We start from the raw sequence: 18925 nt of genomic DNA, 5'->3' as shown, positions 1-18925 counted from the left end.
GGTGAACCTCATGTTTCTCATCGCTTTCCTGGGCGGTCTGTTGACTGTCCTCAGTCCGTGCATTCTGCCGGTGGTGCCGTTTCTGTTCGCCGGTGCCGACCGCACCCGTTCTTCGATCCTGCTGACCCTCGGCGGCATGGCCCTGACCTTTGCTCTGATCTCCAGCCTGGCGGTGGTCAGCAGCGAGTGGGTGATCGAGGCCAGCAACACCGGTCGCCACATTGCGCTGGCGGTGATGGTGCTGTTTGCGCTGTCGCTGATTTCTGCGCGCATCGGTGACTGGCTGGCCCGGCCCTTCGTGCTGCTGGGCAATCGCCTCGACCCGGACAGCCGGAAAAAGGCCGGCCCGATGGCGTCGATCATGATCGGTGTCGCCACCGGTCTGTTGTGGGCGCCGTGCGCCGGGCCGATCCTCGGCGTGATCCTTACCGGCGCCATGCTGCAAGGCGCCAACGCCCAGACCAGTCTGTTGCTGCTGGCCTACGGCGCGGGCAGTGCGCTGTCGCTGGGGACGCTGATCTTCGCCGGTCGCGGCCTGGTCAATCGGCTGAAACCGTCGATTCCGTTCACCGGCTGGTTCCGTCGCGGTGCGGGCGTCGCGGTGCTGGCGACGGCGGCGGTGATCGCCACCGGTGCCGACAACCTGCTGCTGGCCAACACCTCGTCGCAAGGCGTGGCGTCGGTCGAGAAAAGCGTGCTGGAAAACGTGCCGAAGGTGGTGGACTACTTCGTCAGCAAAGTCCGTGCGGACTCGACCGAAGATGAGGCCGGCAAAGGCGCGATGCCGTCGCTGTCCGGCGCGGTGCAATGGCTGAACTCGCCGGAACTGACGGCTGAGTCCCTGCGCGGCAAAGTGGTGCTGGTAGACTTCTGGACCTACGACTGCATCAACTGCCAGCACACCCTGCCGTATGTGAAGGAGTGGGAGAAAAAGTACGGCAAGGACGGTCTGGTGGTGATCGGCGTGCACACCCCGGAATACGGTTACGAGCGGATCATCGACAACGTCAAGGATCAGGTGAAGAAGCTCGGCATCACTTACCCGGTGGCCATCGACAATAACTACGCGATCTGGCGCAACTTCGATAACCAGTACTGGCCGGCGCATTACCTGGTCGACGCCAAGGGGCAGGTGCGTTACACCCACTTTGGCGAAGGCAGTTATCAGGCGCAGGAGCAGATGATTCAACAGCTGCTCAAAGAGGCCAAGGCACCTGCTGCGTAAACCGCGAAACTCAATGGCTCACAGGTCGCGCACCATGAGCCATTGTTCGTTGCCCCAGGCGTGAAAACGCTCCAGCACCGTCCAGCCGCGTTTGGCGTAATAGTCCTGTTTGCTTTGGGTGTGCAGGTAGAAACGCGGCAGGCCCCGATGTTTCGCTTCTTCAGCAACTCCCTCGATCAGCCTTTCTGCCAGACCCTGGCCGCGTGACTCAGGGCTGACCAGCACACAGGCCAGCCACGGCCCCAGATCCGGTCGAAGGGCAAGGTCCGCCCGGGCCAGTGCCGCACCGCCCAGCAGTCGATCCCCGTCCAGCGCAATCAGGCAACGCCAGTCGCCATTGGTCTGGCCCTCGGCAAATTCGCGCTGCCATTCGGGCAGGGGTTGCTCGGCATATTCGTAGTGAAACTGACGGTGGATCCACGCCGCGTAAGTGTCGCTGTGTTGCATGTGATCGGCGAGCCATTCGAAGCGCAAGGACATGATCGAATTCCGTTCCGGGGGAGGGCCTGCATGAGAGCCGATCAGCCGGCGCGTTGGCAACCCCCCGACAGTGTTTCGGGGGCTTTACATAATCCCGCCATTCATCGGCCAGCGCCCGGTTTTACGGGCTCTCCGGACGATTGGCAGGGACGCCGCACAGCGCCCGCGCGATAGTGGGCGAGCAGGGCCGCCACGGCCCTGACATCCATAAAAAGAAAGCGAGGTTGCCATGCCGAAGTTCGTGATTGAACGCGAGATTCCAGGAGCCGGAAAGCTATCGGAGCAAGAACTCAAGGCCGTATCGCAAACGTCCTGCAACGTGCTGCGTGAGCTCGGGCCAGAGGTGCAGTGGCTGGAGAGTTATGTGACGGCCGACAAGATCTATTGCGTGTACATCGCACCCAACGAAGAGCTGGTGCGCGAACACGCCAAGCGTGGGGGATTTCCGGCCAACAGCGTGTCCCGGGTGACGAGCATCATCGACCCGACGACCGCCGATTGATGCTTGACCCTTTGCCGTGGAGCACCCGTTCATGAGTACCCCCATTGATCTCACTGCCCTGAAGGAACGCCAGAAAGTCGCCTGGGCCAGTGGCGACTACGCCGTGATCGGCACCACGCTGCAGATCGTCGGCGAAACCCTCGCCGAAGCCTGCGACCTGCGCTGCGATGAAGAAGTGCTGGATGTCGCCGCCGGCAACGGCAATGCCACGCTGGCGGCGGCACGCCGTGGTTGTCTGGTGACGTCCACCGACTATGTCGCGGCGTTGCTGGAACGCGGCCAGGACCGGGCGCGCGCCGAGCATCTGGAGGTGACCTTTCAGGTCGCCGATGCCGAAGCGCTGCCGTTTGCCGATTCCAGTTTCGACGCGGTGCTGTCGACCTTCGGCGTGATGTTCGCCCCGGATCAGGCGAAGGCGGCCAAGGAGCTGGCGCGGGTCTGCCGCCGTGGCGGACGGATCGGCCTGGCCAACTGGACACCGGAAGGTTTCGTCGGCCAGATGTTCAAGACCCTCGGTCGCTACCTGCCACCGCCACCCGTTGCGCAACCCCCCTCGAACTGGGGCGCGGAAGCCTGGCTGCATTCGCACTTCGACGATCGCCAGTTCCAGGTGCAGGTGACTCGCCGCCACTTCAACTTTCGCTATCGCTCGGCGGCGCATTTCATTGATGTGTTTCGCCACTGGTACGGCCCGGTGCACAAGGCGTTCGCGGCGTTGCCGCCGGAGAGCGGGTTGGCGCTGGAAGGGGATTTGACGCTACTGATCGACGGGCTGAATCGTGCGGGGGCGGAATCGATGGTGCTGCCGAGTGAGTATCTGGAGGTGGTGATTACCAAACGTTAAGCGTCATGCAAAATCAACTGTGGGAGCGAGCCTGCTCGCGATGGCGGTTTTCCAGTCACTATGTTCGGTGGCCGGGCGACCGCTATCGCGAGCAGGCTCGCTCCCACAGGTTTTTCTATTTCAGGTGCGCACTGTCAAACCACTCCAGCGCCGTGCGCCAGATGCAGATGCCGAGGAAGTACGCCGACGCCAGCAGCCAAAGGCCCATCACCAGCGGGTTGATCACCGGGTGGTTCAGCACCAGCGACAGACTGCACAGCAGCCAGATCGCCGTTACCGCAATGTTGATCGGCATGAACCGGCGTACCCGGAACGGGTGCAGGAATTTCATGCGGGTCACGGTCAGCAGCGCCAGGCCAATCACCGTCAGGAAGGTGAGCCACGGCCCCGGATCGATGATGTACAGACACAACGCGACCACGTTCCAGGCAGCAGGGAAGCCTACGAAATAGTTGTCCTTGCTCTTCATGTTGACGTTGCAGAAGCAGAACAGCGATGACACCAGAATCAGCGACACGGTCAGCAGCAGGGTGTAGTCGGGCAGGGGAATGTAGCGATAGATGAACAGCGCCGGGATGAACACGTAGGTCAGGTAATCGATCACCAGATCGAGGATCGATCCGTCGAAACTCGGCAGCACCGACTGCACGTTGACCTTGCGCGCCAGCGCCCCGTCGAGGCCGTCGACGATCAGCGCCACGCCCAGCCACATCAGGCAGTGGATTGGCTGGTTTTCCAGCAGGGCAAGGGTGGCCAGGAAGGCGGTGACCACGCCGGTCGCGGTGAAACCATGGGCGCCCCAGGCCTTGAGCCTGGCGATGTGGACGGTCGATATCACGAAGGCGTTCTCCAGAAAGTGCAGCAAGCCGCGTAAACCCTTGGGCAGCAAGGGCGGCGACCAACCGGGTCGGGGTTGCAGCTATCGACCGGTCGGGCCGGGTCAAGGTTCACCCATTCGTGAAGATTAGCTGGCCGGGGAAAAATTTCTCTGGAGAATCACTCGCCCATCGCCACGTCAGCCCAACGGTGCTGGCACATCGCATCAAGAGGACTATCGTTGCCTGACGCAGTCATACCCCTTTGCCTGAGGACGACGTCATGAACACCAGTGATCTGCTCGAACAACTGCTGCGAGGCCAGGCCTCGGCGGGACAACAAGGTGGCGCGTCGGCCGGCGGGGGACTGGGCGGGCTGGGTGGATTGCTCGGGGGGCTGCTGGGCGGTGGCGGCACCAGCGGCGGCGGTTCTCCCGCTGGCGGGCTCGGTGGTCTGGGCGGGCTGCTCGGCGGATTGCTCGGCGGTGGCGGGGCGCTGGGTGGCGGTACGCAGCGTCGTTCCGGCGGTACCAATTACGCGGCATTGGCCTCGCTGGGCATGATGGCTTTCCAGGCGTATCAAGCCTGGCAACGCAGTCAGGCGTCCGCCGCGCCGCAGCAAACCCCGCAAACCGCGGATCTGCTGTCCGGCCCGCAAGTCGAAGAACACAGCCACGCTGTCCTGCGGGCATTGATCGCGGCGGCCAAGGCTGACGGTCGGATCGACGAGTCGGAAAAACACCTGATCAGCAGCGAAATCGGCAAGCACACCAATGACCCGAACCTGCAGCAATGGCTCGACGATGAAGTCGCCAAACCGCTGGATCCCACAGAAGTGGCCCAGGCGGCGCAGAACGATCCGGCCATGGCCGCCGAAATGTACCTGGCCAGCGTGATGCTGGTGGACGATCAGCAGGACGCGGAGCGCAGTTATCTGGATGAACTGGCGGCAGCGTTGCAGATCGACCCCGACTTGCAGGTTCACCTCGAGCAGCAGGCCAAGGGCACGGCCTGACCGCAAAACCTCGCAGCCTTCGACCGCTTGTACTTACGGCACCGGCGTGCCGAAGGCTCCGTCCGTCCGGGCAAATTTAACGTCGATTGAATTTTCGGCAGGCGCCGCCTCTCTGCTGCATTAGAGGCGAGGGACTGAGCGTCCTGCCAATCGACCGAGAATATTGCCATGACTGTCCTGACACGCCTGCAAGGTGCACCTGCCCAATCGCAACCGCTCGATTCACTCGGTGAGTTGAGGCGCATACATGCAGCGCTTTTATCCGACGAGCATCCGCAACCGCTGGCAAGCGCCTTTCTGCAACACCATCTCCAGCACGCCGCGCAATTGAAGGAAGAACTGCCGTCAAATCCAGCGCTGTGGCATGCCTGGGTGGCACAGCACTGCGCCGACGTCGCCCGGCAATATGCCGACTACCTGCAACAACGCAAGGCGGGAGGAGCGCGGCAGTTCTTCAGTTGCAAGGCTCATGCGTTGTATTTCCTGCAAGCGGTGGCGCCCACCAAACTGGTTGATGGCGCCTGGCTTTACGGCTTGCTGGCCCAATGGCGCGATCCGCGCTTCAGCAGTCTGATCAGCACCTATCTGGAAGAACTGGGCGAGGGCAATCCGGCGCAGAACCACGTCGTGATTTACCGACAACTGCTCGCCGAACACGGTCTGGAGCCCGGCAGCCCGCTGCCCGATGAGCGCTATCTGCAAGGTGCGCTGCAATTGGCCCTCGGTGCCGGCGGCATGGATTTTTTGCCGGAGGTGATCGGTTACAACCTGGGTTACGAGCAACTGCCCTTGCACCTGCTGATCAGCAGTTACGAGCTGAGTGAGCTGGGGATCGATCCTTACTATTTCACCCTGCACGTGACCATCGACAACGCCAGTACGGGCCATGCGCAAAAAGCCGTTCAGGCCGTTCTTGATCTTCTGCCTCTGGAGGCCGATCGCAGCGATTTTCTGCGCCGGGTATCGCTGGGTTATCGGCTCAATGACCTGGGGCAGGGCAGCCGCGCAATCATCGAGGGGTTCGATCTGGAGCGCGAATTGTTGGCGATGCTTGAACGCAAGTGTCCGTTCGCTCAGCACATGCACTCCGACTATTGCCGCTTCGAAGGCAAGACCGTCAATCAATGGCTGGCCGATCCGCAGCAGTTGCCCGGGTTCCTGCAAGCCCTGCAGGACAAGGGCTGGATCAAGCGCAACGCAGACCCGCAGGGCAGCCGCTTTTGGCAATTGATCGATGGCGATGGTGCGGCGATGTTCGGCGTGTTCAGCGCCTATGAAAAGCAACTGGTGCACGACTGGATTGCCGGCGACTGGGTTTCTGCAGACAAACCCGTCGCGTTCCGCCGCCGCCCCTCGGACCCTGCACCGATCGAGGTGCCCGAACAGGACCCCGATGTGCAGCGCCTGAATGCGGCACTGCAACGGCAGGACGCTCACACCCAAATCGCAACGTTGATCCCTTGGCTCGCACCGGCACGCCATGCGCATCCGGCCGGGCTGCTCGCCACTCGCCGATTCATCCAACTCAAATCCGGCCTGCGCTAAGGAAGTCATCAATGAATCAGGAAGAACAACTGTCTGCCAACGATCTCGTGCTGCTGCAACTGGGGCGGCGCTTGCAGGCCGACGGCTATCGTTTCATCACCCCGACGCCGCTGACCCATCAACGGGTCAACCAGCGCGACGAAGGGCAGGCTGCAGATTGTCTCCGGGATGTGTTCGGATGGTCGCGGCCGTTCGAACCGGGCCTGCTGTCTGCCGATGAACAGCGGCAATTGCAGGAAGCCCAGGTGATCGATGAGTTCGACGGGCGCTTGAAGAGCCGGGTGCGCTGGTCGAGCCTGGATGACCTGCTTTTCGTGCATTCCGGATTTCCCACCGATGCGGCCGATTCGGTGTTCTTCGGCCCGGACACCTATCGCTTTGCTCAACTGATACACAGCCATTTGCAGCAGAACTTTGCGCCCATCCACCGGGCGGTGGACATCGGTTGTGGCGCCGGAGTGGGCGCGATCCTGATTGGCCGTGCCAGGCGAGATGCGCAAGTGCTGGCGGTGGATATCAATCCCGCCGCGTTGCGCCTGACCACGATCAACGCGGCGTTGGCTGAAGTGGCCAATGTCGAAGTGAGTGCCAGTGATGTGCTCCAAGGCGTCGACGGCGAATTCGACCTGATCGTCGCCAACCCGCCCTACATGGCCGATCCGGCCGGGCGAGCTTACCGCCACGGTGGCGGGACGCTGGGAGCGGGGCTGTCGCTGCGGATCGTCGAACAGGCGCTCAATCGCCTGACACCCGGCGGCTCGTTGCTGCTGTACACCGGCGTGGCGATGGTCGATGGCCGCGATCCCTTCCTCGATACGGTATTGCCACGGCTGGATGAAAAACGCTTCGGCTGGACCTACCGAGAACTCGACCCCGATGTGTTTGGTGAGGAGTTGCTGAATCCAGGTTATCAGCGCGTCGACCGGATTGCCGTGGTCGCACTGACTGTGACTCGAACAGGCTGAAACAAGGCAGGTGCAGGATGAGCAGGAATCTCGACGACTACAACCGGATGCGCGACTTTTCGGCCACCTCTGAACCGGCGGCAGAACGCCGTCGGGGCAAGAAATCCGCCGGCGACCACGCCCTGCAGTTCTGCATTCAAAAACACGATGCCTCGCACCTGCACTATGACTTTCGCCTGGAACTCGACGGCGCGCTCAAGAGCTGGGCGGTGCCCAAGGGCCCGTCGCTGGATCCCAAGGTCAAGCGCCTGGCCGTGCACGTCGAAGACCATCCGCTGGACTACGCAACGTTCGAGGGCAGCATTCCCGAGGGGCATTACGGCGCCGGCGATGTGATCGTCTGGGATCGCGGCGTGTGGATTCCGTTGGAAGACCCGGAGAAAGCCTACGCCAAGGGCAAACTCAAATTCGAACTGCAAGGCGAGAAGCTCGCCGGGGTGTGGAATCTGGTGCGCACCCACATGCCGGGCAAGAAAGAGCAGTGGTTTCTGATCAAGCATCAGGACAGCGCCGCGCGCCCGCAAAGCGATTACGACGTGCTGGTCGCCGAGCCCGACAGCGTGCTCAGTGAACGTACTATCGTCGACAAACCCAGCCTCAGTGCGAAGCAAGTCAAACCGCTGAAAGCCTCGCCGAAAGCACCGCGCAAGCCGGCCTCGGGCAAACTTGCCGGGGCGCACAAGGCCAGGATTCCCGCGCAACTCAAACCGCAACTGGCCACCCTGGTGGAGAGTGCGCCGGCAGGGGATTGGCAATACGAAATCAAGTTCGACGGCTATCGGATCATGGCGCGCATCGATCAGGACGAGGTGCAGTTGTTCACCCGCAATGGTCATGACTGGACGCACAAATTGCCGAAGCAGGCGCAAGCCTTGGCGGCACTGGGCCTGGAGTCGGCGTGGCTTGACGGTGAGATGGTCGTCGCCGACGCGGACGGCGTGCCGGATTTCCAGGCCCTGCAAAACACGTTTGATGCGGGCCGCAGTGAAAACATCCTCTATTACCTGTTCGATCTGCCATATCTCAACGGTGTCGATCTGCGTGAAGTCCCTGTGCAGGAACGGCGCGCGGCGCTGGCCACGGTGTTGAAAGCCCATGAAGATCCGCTGCTGCGTTTTTCCGAAGCGTTCGACGAAACCCCGCAGGCACTCCTCAACAGCGCCTGCCAGATGCGCATGGAGGGGCTGATCGGCAAACGCCTCGGCTCGCCTTACGTGTCGCGCCGCAGCAGCGACTGGATCAAGCTCAAGTGCAAGCATCGCCAGGAATTCGTGATCGTCGGCTACACCGATCCGAAAGGCGCGCGCAGTTCGTTCGGCGCGCTGTTGTTGGGCCTGCATGATCGTGACAGCGGCGAGTTGCGTTACGCCGGCAAGGTCGGCACCGGATTCAATGAAACCACCCTCAAGAGCATCCTCGCGCAGCTCAAACCGTTGCGGGTGAAGAAACCGGCGGTGGTCAATCCTCCCACGGGGTTCGAGGCCAAGGGTGTGCACTGGCTCAAGCCGAGTCTGCTGGCGGAAGTGGCGTTTGCCGAAATGACCCAGGACGGCTCGGTGCGCCACGCCGTGTTCCATGGCCTGCGCGAGGACAAACCGGCCAAGGACATCACCGAGGAGCGTGCCAAACCGATGAAGACTTCAAAGGCTCAAACTACTGCGCCGTCCCAAACCGATCTGGCCGACGGCAAGGTGCGGATCACTCATCCCGACCGAGTGATCGACGCCAGCAGTGGCACCACCAAAATGCAGCTGGCCGAGTATTACGCCAGTGTCGCCGAATGGATTCTGCCGCAGCTCAAGGATCGCCCGGTGGCGCTGGTGCGCGCGCCGGACGGAATCGCCGGTGATTTGTTCTTCCAGAAGAACGCCGAAAACCTGGCGATCCCCGGCATCCGCACGCTCGACAAGGAGCTGACCGGCCAGCCGGTGATGCTGATCAACAACGCCGAAGCCTTGATCGGCGCGGTGCAGATGAGCACGGTCGAACTGCACACCTGGAACGCCACCACGACGGATCTGGACAAGCCCGACCGCTTTGTCCTCGACCTCGACCCGGATCCGGCGCTGCCCTGGAAAAGCATGGTCGAAGCCACGGCGCTGACCCTGACCGTGCTGGACGAGTTGGGACTGAAGGCGTTTCTCAAGACCAGCGGCGGCAAGGGCATTCATCTGGTGGTGCCGCTGACCCGCAAGCATGGCTGGGACGAGGTCAAGGATTTCAGCCACGCCATCGTCACTCACATGGCGAAACTTTTGCCGGAGCGTTTTTCTGCGGTGTCCGGGCCGAAAAATCGGGTGGGGCGGATCTTCATCGATTACCTGCGCAACGGTCTGGGCGCCACCACCATTTGTGCCTACGCAGCGCGTACCCGCGAAGGGTTACCGGTGTCGGTGCCGTTGTTTCGGGAAGAGGTCGGCGAGATCAAAGGCGCCGATCAATGGAACGTGCACAACGTTCACGAACGGCTGGCGGAAGTGGGCGATGAGCCTTGGGCGGACATGAAGAAAACCCGGCAGAGCATCACAGCCGAGATGCGCAAGCGGGTGGGCATGAAGAAATGATCAGGTGCCGCGCAGCAAGTCGTGGGCGTTGAGCAGGTCGAAGGCGACTTGCGGGTTGTTTTCCAGGCCACGGCGGATGGCAGCCGGGATGGTTTTGCGGGTTTTGCGGCAGAGTCCCGGCAGGTCCTGAACCTCGATTTCGATGCCTCCGCGCACGGTCCGCACTTCACCGAACTTCGGGGCGATCAGCACGCGAATCCCTAGTTGATCGAACATCTTGCCTTGCAGACGCTCGAGGTCGGCGAGGTCTTTCAGGTTTTCCAGACGCTCGAGCAGACGCTTTTCCTCCTCGCGGGTCAGCAGCAGGATGCGCACGTCCGCGCCGGGTGTATCCAGCAGCGGATCACGCCCGCAGATGCAAAGACCCGGCGGGCAAGGGGAGCGAAGGGAGGCGGAAATCGTCATGGCCTCCATCATAGAGGCCGTTCGACGGTTTTGCCCATGGTCGTTCGCCAGCCGTCCATCGGCAGGGCACAACGGTGGCGAGTCCGTCAGCCACCATCATCGAACGTGCCGTGGTTACTGCGACAGACCTTCGTAGTGAACCAGGATGGCATTGGCCAACTCTTCATCGCTGGCGTTCAGGCCGGGATTTTCCTGACGCACCTGTTGCAGCACCGATTCCAGGTACACGCCACGGATCGTTCCGCCGCTGGCGACGAATGCGGACAAGTCGTCACGGGCCGGAATCACCATTTTGTGATCCTTGAAGGTCGAGTACAGCGAGGCCGAAACCCCCGCCGAAGTGGCGACATCCCCTGCGTCCACGCGGGCAAGGGCCGAGCCGAACGGCAGGCACAGCATGAGAGACGAAACGAGTAATAAACGGCGCATGACGGTGTTCCTCCAGCAGCGTAAAGCGAAAAGGAAGTACCACATAATGTGAGAGGTGTCGGCGGGCACGGGAGTTCCATAAGTCGGCTCAGGCGGTAGGGGGCGGAATGAGAACCGCCGCACAGTGCGGCATTTTTACTGGATGTAACGAAACACGCTGAGACGCTCTAACGCAACGGGTTCATGGAAATAGGCTTAACTGAAGCGTTGAATGGCGCCGCGTGGCGCGACCTGGGAGGAAATCACGGTGTCGATCAAACTGCGTTTGGTGTTGCTGATTGCGACCAGCCTGCTGACGGCGCTGATCGTGAGCCTAGTCAGTTATGTGGGCAACCAGCGGATGGCTTCGGCGGTCAGTGATAACGCGGTCAGCATGAGCGCGCTGCGCAACCACATGGAAGCCGACATGATGCACGACGCCCTGCGTGCCGACGTGTATTCGGCAATGCTGGTGGGGCTGGGCAAAAGCACGAGCACGGCGGACGAGGTGCGCCGTTCGGTCGAAGAGCATGCGGCGCATTTTCGCGAGGTGCTGGGTGAAAACCTCAAGCTGCCGGTGAACCCGACGATCAGGTCCGCGCTCGAGCAGATCAAGCCAAGCCTCGATACCTACATCAGCGCCGGCGAGCAGATCGTCGGTCTTGCACTGGAAAATCCGGACAGCGCCCAGCAGCATCTTGGCACCTTCAGCACCGCGTTCAGCCAGCTCGAAGAACAGATGGCCGCCCTCAGCGAGCTGATCGAAACCAATACCCGGCAGACCAGCGAAGGCACAGAAGCGGCGATCCACAACGCCAATGTCGCGCTCGGCATCGTTCTGATCGCCAGCCTGTTGCTGCTGTTGGCCCAGGGTCGCTGGGTGATCCTGAGCATCATGGGGCCGCTGAAATCCGCCAGCCGCATCGCCGAAAGCATCGCCCACGGCAACCTCAGCGAACCGATCGCCGAACCGTCCGGCAAGGACGAAGCCAGTGCGCTGATCCGCACGCTGGCCACCATGCAGCGCGACCTGCGGGACATGATCGACGTGGTGCGACGCAACGCCCATGGCGTCAGCGGCATGAGCGAACAACTGAGCCACGGCTGCCATCAGGTGGCCGACAGCAGTCAGCAGCAAAGCACCGCCGCCGGCACCATGGCCGCCGCCGCGAGCCAGATGACCGCGAGCATCGAGGAAATCACCCGTCATGCCGAGCGTGCACTGAACATGGCCAGCCAGGCCGAGTCACTGGCGAAAAACGGCGGACAGGTGATCCATCAGGTGGTCAGCGACATGGACGACATCGCCCGTTCCGCCCAGCAGTCGGCGCAGGTGATACGTACCCTGGATCAGGAGTCCGAGGGCATCTTCAACATCATTCAGGTGATCAAGAGCATCGCCGACCAGACCAACCTGCTGGCGCTCAATGCAGCCATCGAGGCAGCCCGGGCGGGCGAACAGGGCAGGGGCTTCGCGGTGGTGGCCGATGAGGTGCGTAGCCTGGCGGCGCGCACCAGCGCCTCGACTCAGGAAATCGCCGCGATGGTCGCGCGCATCCAGAACAGCACCCGCGAGGCCGTCAGCAGCATGGAAGCCGGTGTCGCCCAGGTCGACAAGGGCATGGCGGTCACCGCCGACGTCGAACGCGCCATCCGCGAAATCCTCGACGCCACCCTCAGCACCACGCAACTGGTCAACGACATCACCCGTACCATCGGCGAACAGAGCCAGGCGAGCAACGAGATTGCCCATCAGGTGGAGATGATCGCGGGCATGTCGGAGGGCAACAGCAAGGTGATCGGTCAGACGGCCAATACCACGGATGAGCTGTCGAGTCTGGCGGGGCGGCTGGCGCAGTCGGTGGATCGATTTCGGTTGTGAAAACAAGCTCTGCCGCCGCATTGGCGGCAGAGCTCATGCATCAGAACTTGTACGCCTGACGCCCCACCAGCAACCACTTGCCAGCCTGCTTCTGCCAGATCTGGAAGTTCTCGATTTCCGTCGGCACGACCTCGGTGCCTTTGAGGGCCTGTGCTGAAAAATGATGGCGCACCAGCGCGGTGTCCCCGGACAGGGTGATGGTCTGGTTTTGCATCTCCAGGGTCTTGAACGCGCTCTTGCCGGTTTCGATATCGGCAATGAAGGCTTTCTTGTCCTGGATCTTGCCGCTGGAGTGGCCGTAGGTGAGGTTGTCTGCGGTCAGCGCGTTCAGTTCGGCGATGTCCTTGTGCAGCATCGCCTGGGTCAGGTGGTCGACGGCCTGGGCGACGTCCTGTTCCGCGGGGGCGGCGGTGACGTACGCGCTGAAGAGGCAGGCGAGACCGAGCAGCAGTCTGGATTTGTTCATGAGTATTCCTTGTTGTTGTAGGTATTGAAGACGACTGATTGATTTGTCAGTCGTCGTACAACTTAGCAGGAATGCGCTGGAGTTAGAAAGTGCTCGAGGAACCTATTGAAAACTATCCGGTCGCGAACAGACGCGCGGGTTTGCCATGACGTGATATTCTTCGCCCCACTTGGTTTGACCTAATTCAGTCTGGCGCGCTTTTCGGCGGGCCAGACAGAACCCCTGTCGCTCAAGTAGCTGAAGCCAATAATGATAAGAAGTCAGTTCAGAAGGGACATATAACTGAGGTCGACGCAGCCTGTCGGCCTTGTGTGCCCACCCGTCAAAATTGAAGTGTGCCGGAACCCGCGACGCTGGCCTGAGTGTCGCGAAAAAGGGGACCTCATACGTACAACAGCGGCGGGCGGAAGGCGTTTTATCATAGGTGCAACAGATGTTTAAAAAAGTGAACACAGCCTTGTTGGGGCTGGCTTTGGCGATGGGGATGTCTTCCGCCAATGCCGAAGAAGCAAAGAAAGTCGACGTCCTGCTGATCGGCGGCGGCATCATGAGCACCACCCTGGGTGTGTGGATCAATGAGCTGGAACCGACCTGGTCGATGGAAATGGTCGAGCGCCTCGACGGCGTCGCCCTGGAAAGCTCCAACGGCTGGAACAACGCCGGTACCGGTCACTCCGCCCTGGCCGAGCTGAACTACACCCCGGAAGACGACAAGGGCAACGTCACGATCCCGAAAGCGGTCGAGATCAACGAAGCGTTCCAGGTCTCCCGTCAGTTCTGGGCCTGGCAGGTTCGTCAAGGCGTCCTGAAGGACCCTCGTTCGTTCATCAACACCACTCCGCACATGAGCTTCGTGTGGGGCGATGACAACATCAAGTTCCTGAAAAAACGCTACGAAGCCCTGCAAGCGAGCCCGCTGTTCGCCGGCATGCAGTACTCCGAAGACCCGGCTGTGATCAAGAAGTGGGTCCCGCTGATGATGGAAGGGCGTGACCCGAACCAGAAAATCGCGGCCACCTGGAGCCCGCTGGGTACCGACATGAACTTCGGCGAAATCACCCGCCAGTTCGCCGGTTACCTGCAGACCAAGCCTAACTTCAGCATGAAGCTGTCCAGCGAAGTACAGGACATCACCAAGAATGCCGATGGCACCTGGCGCGTCAGCTACAAGAACCTGAAAGACGGCACCAAGACTGAAACCGACGCCAAGTTTGTGTTCATCGGCGCCGGCGGCGGTGCACTGCACCTGCTGCAGAAATCCGGTATCGAAGAAGCCAAGGAATACGCTGGCTTCCCGGTAGGCGGCTCGTTCCTGGTGACCGATAACCCGGCCATCGCCGAACAGCACCTGGCTAAGGCCTACGGTAAAGCTTCGGTTGGCGCGCCTCCGATGTCCGTTCCGCACCTGGACACCCGTGTCCTGGACGGCAAGCGCGTCATCCTGTTTGGCCCGTTCGCGACTTTCAGCACCAAGTTCCTGAAAGAAGGTTCGTACCTGGACCTGCTGACCAGCACCACCACCCACAACATCTGGCCTATGACCAAGGTCGGCATCAAGGAATACCCGCTGGTCGAGTACCTGGCCGGTCAACTGATGCTGTCGGATGAAGACCGTCTGAACGCGCTGAAGGAATACTTCCCGAACGCCAAGGCCGAAGACTGGCGCCTGTGGCAAGCCGGCCAGCGCGTGCAAATCATCAAGCGTGATGAAGCCGCTGGCGGCGTGCTGAAACTGGGTACCGAAATCGTTGCTTCGAAAGACGGCTCCATCGCCGGTCTGCTGGGCGCATCCCCAGGCGCATCGACCGCTGCACCGATCATGCTGAGCGTGCTGCAGAAAGTCTTCAAAGACAAAGTCGCCAGCCCAGAGTGGCAAGCCAAGCTGCACCAGATCGTTCCAAGCTACGGCACCCAGCTGAACAACGATCCAGCCAAAGTGGCTGAAGAGTGGGCTTACACCGCCAAGATCCTGCAACTGCCAACCCCTCCGGTGATTGGTCAGGTTGCAGCTCCAGCGGCGGACGCCTCGGCTGAAAAAGCCCCGGCTCCGAAAGAAAGCGCTGCACGTGACATGGCTCTGTAACTAGACGCCTGACACACTAAGCCCACTGAACCGGCGACGGTCAGTGGGCTTTTTTGTGGAAAGTTGAAAAGGATAGAGTTTTTTGAACAGCAGATGATATGAGCTTTCTACATTGATAGTCGAAACTGTTCAATTTTTTTTCCAATTAGCTCTTCGGGTGATCTTTCATCTTCTTTAGCAGTCAACATGGAATAGACTTCTTCGTCATCAAAAACGAGAATCATTTTTTGGTTGATTAGCCATTGTTCTCGAAGCGTATGGGCGCAGCCTGCGGAATCTCCACCTTTTCTCGAAAAAATTGCTCCAAAACAACCGGCGCCATGAGGTTTTAAGTAGTTTGATACTTGTAGAATTTCAGCTTTACTAACTTTTCGACTGTAATTTTTAGCGTCAACCACTAGGTAGTCCGCTATGTATTTATGGCGTATGAAACTCCAGAAGCCTGATTCTGCGTAATTTGGAAGTATGAAGTCTCTTCGATTGGTTTTTGTACTGTCAGAGTGCTCTGGAAGAGGTTTGGCTAGAATGGGGCAGAATAAATGTTCGAGGATGTCACCAACAAGACTCTGATAGATACTCCAGTCACGCTTGCCAGGTTCACAAGCCTTTAGAGATTCGCGCAACTCATCTTCTCTTGTTCTTTTATTTCCCCTTTGTATTCTTGATGATAAAAGCGATTTGAAGTGGCTGCTCGGAGATTGTTCTATTTGAGCGGAAAAATTTTGCACCAGGAAATCCAAATCCCAAAGTTCAATGTTTTCTGCTTTCAATAAGGCTTTTTCTTTAGTGTTCAGCGATGCCATGATTGCGAATACCATTTGACATTCGCCATACAGGTTTTTATATTTTTTAAGTTGATCGATGACGGATTCGATTCGATTGAACGAAGCGAAGCGAGATGATTTGCACTCAATCAGCAATGTCGTAGTTTTGGTGCTGTTTATGCGGGTGGCAATGATATCTGCTCTATGCCGTACTTCACGGCCAAGAACCGCATTCTCCATGACCTTGGTGTAATGCTTGTTGTTGTTTATTAGCTGTGTGAGGAATGCAACAAACTCTGTTTCTGGCGGTTGTGCGTTATTTATAGAGTTGCAGTTGTTGCACCAGAGAAATAGATTGTTATTTTGGAAGCGACTTGAATAGTGTTTTGGATGGAAATGTTCGATGTGGGCGATTGATTCTTGTATGGGAACTCCGCAGCCCACGCAGGTAGTTGGGGTGTTGGCCGTCATGATTTGTCTCGAAGGTATAGTGGTTTGTTACGCAGTGCTAAAAGTGTAATGTGGTTTTATTTTTAATTAAGATGTGAGTTTGAGTTTTCTGGTTTGTGTCAAGGTTGTTGTTTTGCAGCTCAATGCTCAGGCTTGGGAGTAGTGAGCTGCTTCTCTTAAGTGCTATGAGATTAAAGCGTTTAATTCGTCTTTGTAAGACATTTTGGGTGAGTACAGATTATGGAATGCCTTGCCAATTGCACCAGAGAAAATAATAAGCTCTGGGTTTCTGCTTCCGCCCATTAAAATATGGCTCATTGCAATTCCAGGGTAAGGATCTATGTAGTAGATCTCTTTTATTCCAAGTTGGTAAGCTTTTTTTGAACATAGCTCACATGGACTGGCAGTTGTAAAAAGCTTACCGTGTTCAATGCCTCTGCTTCCGTATTTAGATAGTTGTAAGAAGGCATTTTCTTCTGCGTGAAGTGAGCGAGTGTGGATTTGGTTTTTATCTCCAGTGAGACGTTTGTATTCATCTTTAAAGCAATAGGAGATGTTTCTGCCGGATTCAACTATTTTTATAAATTTACTATTTTCCGAGCTGAAGGCTTCAAGGTACTTCGGATCGGTTTTTTCATATGCCGAGTAAGCAATCTGATCAAATCCGTTTACGAGGTCAAATCTGTTTCGGAGGCTGCATGGTACTTGCCCAAACGGTGTGTCGTTCCAGCCGACCGCTTGGACAGAGAAATTGTTATCCGTAACCACGGCTCCAACTTGTCTTGAAATACAGCCAGAATTAAGTTTTGCGGTGTATGCTATTTGCATACATCTTTCTAGTGGTGTGGGTGTTACCAAGCCTGGTCGAATCATTAGAGAGACAAAGGTGAGTAGTTGGTCGGCTAGGTACTTAAAGTGTGAAACAGCATTGCCGGAGTCTGGATTGCTTAAATGCAAGTCAGCACGTTGGAGACAGGCTTGGATGTCCTGTTTTACGTATGTTTTTTGTTCGGTTAACTTTAGGTCGCCGTACTCTTCCGAATCTATTTTGTCTATCTCTGTGTCAGTGTAACCCAATCCCCTCAATCTCCGCTTGCGCTCATCGTCATTGCAAGAGACGGCCATCAGATAAAAAGAGGAGTAGCGGTCTTGGAAGTAGATAGCTTCAAATGGGTTTCTTATCGCATCGATGACTATAAATGTTTTGTCGCCGGGCTTTCTCGCGTCGCGTACGTCTTTTATAATTTGATTTATTTTTTCGGCAAGAGAGAAGAAGCTACCGCTTTCAACTTTGTCTGAGTCGACGCTTCCTGAGTCTCTTAAATTGTTCCCAAGCTTCTGGAACAGTTTTACGTAACCAGCGCTGCCGATTATTTCTTTAAGTTCCGTGTTTTTTTCAGGCAAAAATTTGGTATAAAACAACCTTAGTGCTTCAATGTCCTGTTTACAAACCCTTTTTTCTTGAATTGTTTTGAGTACGTTGTTTATCTCAGGTTTTCTATCCGTGTCTAATCCTTCGATGCTTCCTATGAATGTAGAGTATTTTTCGACTCCTAACTCCGCAAGCATTAGCGTTAGTATAGTGCTGGCTTGAATGGTTATAAAAGGAGTCCAGTTTTTCTCAAAGCACTTTAGAATTACTTTTTGTTTTCGCTCGTTGTTTGTTGTGGGGGTGTTGCCGCTGTATAGCGAATGTTTTATTTCCGGTTTTTTGCTTGATAGTATATTTGATACTGTGGAGCATCCACTTCCGGTTCGCCCGGTTAGTCCGATGACGATAAAGTCATCATCGTCACCATAAATTTTTGATATTGTTTTTTGGAAGTAGTTGTTCATTTGAGTCTCATCAATCAGCCGTGATTTTGATACAGGAAACTGTACACTGCGAAAAATCAAAATGCCATCACTTGGTCTGCGGTAAAAAAATCCTATGCCCCTCACGTAAGATTGGTCACTGTTAATCAAGAGGCGCTTCTATCAAGCTTTAGCAGCTGCGAGATATTTTCCAAGCCGCCGCCCCATTTCCTCCCCCAACGCCTGCAACCCACTCAACGGCCTTACCATCACCTCAAACTCGACAATTTTCCCCTGTTCATCGAACCGGATCATGTCGATACCCTTGAGCTCTTTCGCCCCCACTTTGGCGCTGAATTCCAGCACCACATTCAAGCCATCGGCCGTCCCCAATTCACGGTGGTATTTGAAGTCTTCAAACACTTCGAACACGGTGTTGAGGATCATCGAGACCACCGGCGCGCCCGGGTAAGGCGTGTGGGCCATCGGTGAGCGGAATACCGCTTTGGAATCGAGCAGTTCGGGCAGGGCCTTGAGGTTGCCGGTGCGGATCATCTCGTGCCAGCGGTTCAGGGATTCGGCGGCGTTGGGGTGCAGGTTCAGGTCGGACATGGTTTCACTCCTGTATTTTTGTTGTTCTTTGCGCGGCGCCCATGACTCTAGATCAAAGCGGCGCAATGGAAACCATCTGTACCGATCTGAATATCGACCCATGCGC

Annotated in this window: 17 protein-coding genes and 1 pseudogene; 10 read left to right on the top strand and 8 right to left on the bottom strand. The window is 57.9% G+C overall.

What is annotated here, in order from left to right:
- The first annotated feature begins 10 nt into the window (after positions 1–10).
- A complete protein-coding gene (locus CAF90_RS16580) occupies positions 11–1225 on the top strand; it encodes a cytochrome c biogenesis protein DipZ (RefSeq protein ID WP_085607559.1) in 1215 nt (404 codons plus the stop codon).
- Between the two features lie 18 nt (positions 1226–1243).
- Here the strand turns inward: CAF90_RS16580 and CAF90_RS16575 are convergent, their stop codons facing one another.
- Positions 1244–1705 (bottom strand): GNAT family N-acetyltransferase, encoded by a 462-nt coding sequence (locus CAF90_RS16575; protein WP_085607557.1) that lies wholly within the window; start codon positions 1703–1705, stop codon positions 1244–1246.
- Between the two features lie 229 nt (positions 1706–1934).
- On the opposite strand from CAF90_RS16575, the gene CAF90_RS16570 reads away from it, so the two are divergent.
- Both CAF90_RS16570 and CAF90_RS16565 read left to right on the top strand, forming a co-directional pair.
- Positions 1935–2207: a DUF4242 domain-containing protein gene (locus CAF90_RS16570; RefSeq protein ID WP_085607555.1), complete on the top strand. Its 273-nt coding sequence runs from the start codon at positions 1935–1937 to the stop codon at positions 2205–2207.
- Between the two features lie 31 nt (positions 2208–2238).
- Positions 2239–3051, top strand: coding sequence for a class I SAM-dependent methyltransferase (locus CAF90_RS16565; protein WP_085607553.1), 813 nt, complete (start codon positions 2239–2241; stop codon positions 3049–3051).
- Between the two features lie 115 nt (positions 3052–3166).
- On the opposite strand, the gene pcsA is transcribed toward CAF90_RS16565, so the two are convergent.
- A complete protein-coding gene (gene pcsA / locus CAF90_RS16560; protein ID WP_039767868.1) occupies positions 3167–3889 on the bottom strand; it encodes a phosphatidylcholine synthase in 723 nt (240 codons plus the stop codon).
- 260 nt (positions 3890–4149) lie between these two features.
- Here pcsA and CAF90_RS16555 point away from each other — a divergent pair, with 260 nt between their 5' ends.
- The 4 genes from CAF90_RS16555 to ligD all read left to right on the top strand — a co-directional run bounded on the left by CAF90_RS16555 (position 4150) and on the right by ligD (position 9955).
- On the top strand, positions 4150–4881 hold the full coding sequence (locus CAF90_RS16555; protein WP_085607551.1) for a tellurite resistance TerB family protein: 732 nt from the start codon (positions 4150–4152) through the stop codon (positions 4879–4881).
- Between the two features lie 168 nt (positions 4882–5049).
- Complete coding sequence (locus CAF90_RS16550; protein WP_085607549.1) at positions 5050–6426, top strand: iron-containing redox enzyme family protein; 1377 nt, start codon at positions 5050–5052, stop codon at positions 6424–6426.
- Positions 6427–6437: 11 nt separating this feature from the next.
- Positions 6438–7391, top strand: a complete 954-nt coding sequence (locus tag CAF90_RS16545; protein ID WP_085607547.1) for a class I SAM-dependent methyltransferase — start codon at positions 6438–6440, stop codon at positions 7389–7391.
- Between the two features lie 17 nt (positions 7392–7408).
- Positions 7409–9955, top strand: a complete 2547-nt coding sequence (gene ligD / locus CAF90_RS16540) for a DNA ligase D (protein ID WP_085607545.1) — start codon at positions 7409–7411, stop codon at positions 9953–9955.
- On the opposite strand, the gene CAF90_RS16535 is transcribed toward ligD, so the two are convergent.
- Positions 9956–10360: a hypothetical protein gene (locus tag CAF90_RS16535; protein WP_170929433.1), complete on the bottom strand. Its 405-nt coding sequence runs from the start codon at positions 10358–10360 to the stop codon at positions 9956–9958.
- Between the two features lie 114 nt (positions 10361–10474).
- On the bottom strand, positions 10475–10789 hold the full coding sequence (locus CAF90_RS16530; RefSeq protein WP_007957157.1) for a DUF2388 domain-containing protein: 315 nt from the start codon (positions 10787–10789) through the stop codon (positions 10475–10477).
- A gap of 211 nt (positions 10790–11000) precedes the next feature.
- Between CAF90_RS16530 and CAF90_RS29930 the strand changes: the two are divergent.
- Positions 11001–11795, top strand: a pseudogene (locus CAF90_RS29930) (MCP four helix bundle domain-containing protein); the annotation flags it as partial.
- On the top strand, positions 11787–12650 hold the full coding sequence (locus CAF90_RS29925; protein WP_371915880.1) for a methyl-accepting chemotaxis protein: 864 nt from the start codon (positions 11787–11789) through the stop codon (positions 12648–12650). The pseudogene CAF90_RS29930 and the gene CAF90_RS29925, both read left to right, overlap by 9 nt.
- A gap of 40 nt (positions 12651–12690) precedes the next feature.
- On the opposite strand, the gene CAF90_RS16520 is transcribed toward CAF90_RS29925, so the two are convergent.
- Positions 12691–13116 (bottom strand): nuclear transport factor 2 family protein, encoded by a 426-nt coding sequence (locus CAF90_RS16520; RefSeq protein ID WP_085607541.1) that lies wholly within the window; start codon positions 13114–13116, stop codon positions 12691–12693.
- Positions 13117–13549: 433 nt separating this feature from the next.
- Between CAF90_RS16520 and mqo the strand changes: the two genes are divergently transcribed.
- The gene (mqo, locus tag CAF90_RS16515) at positions 13550–15199 is read left to right on the top strand and encodes a malate dehydrogenase (quinone) (RefSeq protein WP_085607539.1); all 1650 of its coding nucleotides are present in this window, start codon (positions 13550–13552) and stop codon (positions 15197–15199) included.
- Positions 15200–15306: 107 nt separating this feature from the next.
- Here mqo and CAF90_RS29280 read toward each other — a convergent pair whose 3' ends face one another.
- From CAF90_RS29280 to CAF90_RS16505, 3 genes are all read right to left on the bottom strand, one after another.
- Positions 15307–16434, bottom strand: coding sequence for an HNH endonuclease (locus CAF90_RS29280; protein WP_139834534.1), 1128 nt, complete (start codon positions 16432–16434; stop codon positions 15307–15309).
- 162 nt (positions 16435–16596) lie between these two features.
- Positions 16597–18249: a deoxycytidylate deaminase gene (locus CAF90_RS29630; RefSeq protein ID WP_218191710.1), complete on the bottom strand. Its 1653-nt coding sequence runs from the start codon at positions 18247–18249 to the stop codon at positions 16597–16599.
- Positions 18250–18390: 141 nt separating this feature from the next.
- Positions 18391–18819, bottom strand: coding sequence for a nuclear transport factor 2 family protein (locus tag CAF90_RS16505; protein WP_085607537.1), 429 nt, complete (start codon positions 18817–18819; stop codon positions 18391–18393).
- Positions 18820–18925: the final 106 nt, after the last annotated feature.

The organism is Pseudomonas sp. B37(2017) (assembly GCF_002112885.1).
Taxonomy (GTDB): Bacteria; Pseudomonadota; Gammaproteobacteria; order Pseudomonadales; family Pseudomonadaceae; genus Aquipseudomonas; species Aquipseudomonas paraglycinae.
The sequence above is the reverse complement of the archived record's forward strand: the minus strand, read 5'-3'. Positions and strand labels throughout refer to the sequence as shown.

What these genes read in the sequence shown, in the direction of transcription:
- CAF90_RS16580 (WP_085607559.1), top strand. Translation starts at nt 11, where the DNA reads ATGTTTCTCATCGCTTTCCTGGGCGGTCTGTTGACTGTCCTCAGTCCG.
- CAF90_RS16575 (WP_085607557.1), bottom strand. Translation starts at nt 1,705, where the DNA reads ATGTCCTTGCGCTTCGAATGGCTCGCCGATCACATGCAACACAGCGAC.
- CAF90_RS16570 (WP_085607555.1), top strand. Translation starts at nt 1,935, where the DNA reads ATGCCGAAGTTCGTGATTGAACGCGAGATTCCAGGAGCCGGAAAGCTA.
- CAF90_RS16565 (WP_085607553.1), top strand. Translation starts at nt 2,239, where the DNA reads ATGAGTACCCCCATTGATCTCACTGCCCTGAAGGAACGCCAGAAAGTC.
- CAF90_RS16555 (WP_085607551.1), top strand. Translation starts at nt 4,150, where the DNA reads ATGAACACCAGTGATCTGCTCGAACAACTGCTGCGAGGCCAGGCCTCG.
- CAF90_RS16550 (WP_085607549.1), top strand. Translation starts at nt 5,050, where the DNA reads ATGACTGTCCTGACACGCCTGCAAGGTGCACCTGCCCAATCGCAACCG.
- CAF90_RS16545 (WP_085607547.1), top strand. Translation starts at nt 6,438, where the DNA reads ATGAATCAGGAAGAACAACTGTCTGCCAACGATCTCGTGCTGCTGCAA.
- ligD (WP_085607545.1), top strand. Translation starts at nt 7,409, where the DNA reads ATGAGCAGGAATCTCGACGACTACAACCGGATGCGCGACTTTTCGGCC.
- CAF90_RS16535 (WP_170929433.1), bottom strand. Translation starts at nt 10,360, where the DNA reads ATGACGATTTCCGCCTCCCTTCGCTCCCCTTGCCCGCCGGGTCTTTGC.
- CAF90_RS16530 (WP_007957157.1), bottom strand. Translation starts at nt 10,789, where the DNA reads ATGCGCCGTTTATTACTCGTTTCGTCTCTCATGCTGTGCCTGCCGTTC.
- CAF90_RS29925 (WP_371915880.1), top strand. Translation starts at nt 11,787, where the DNA reads ATGCAGCGCGACCTGCGGGACATGATCGACGTGGTGCGACGCAACGCC.
- CAF90_RS16520 (WP_085607541.1), bottom strand. Translation starts at nt 13,116, where the DNA reads ATGAACAAATCCAGACTGCTGCTCGGTCTCGCCTGCCTCTTCAGCGCG.
- mqo (WP_085607539.1), top strand. Translation starts at nt 13,550, where the DNA reads ATGTTTAAAAAAGTGAACACAGCCTTGTTGGGGCTGGCTTTGGCGATG.
- CAF90_RS29280 (WP_139834534.1), bottom strand. Translation starts at nt 16,434, where the DNA reads ATGACGGCCAACACCCCAACTACCTGCGTGGGCTGCGGAGTTCCCATA.
- CAF90_RS29630 (WP_218191710.1), bottom strand. Translation starts at nt 18,249, where the DNA reads ATGAACAACTACTTCCAAAAAACAATATCAAAAATTTATGGTGACGAT.
- CAF90_RS16505 (WP_085607537.1), bottom strand. Translation starts at nt 18,819, where the DNA reads ATGTCCGACCTGAACCTGCACCCCAACGCCGCCGAATCCCTGAACCGC.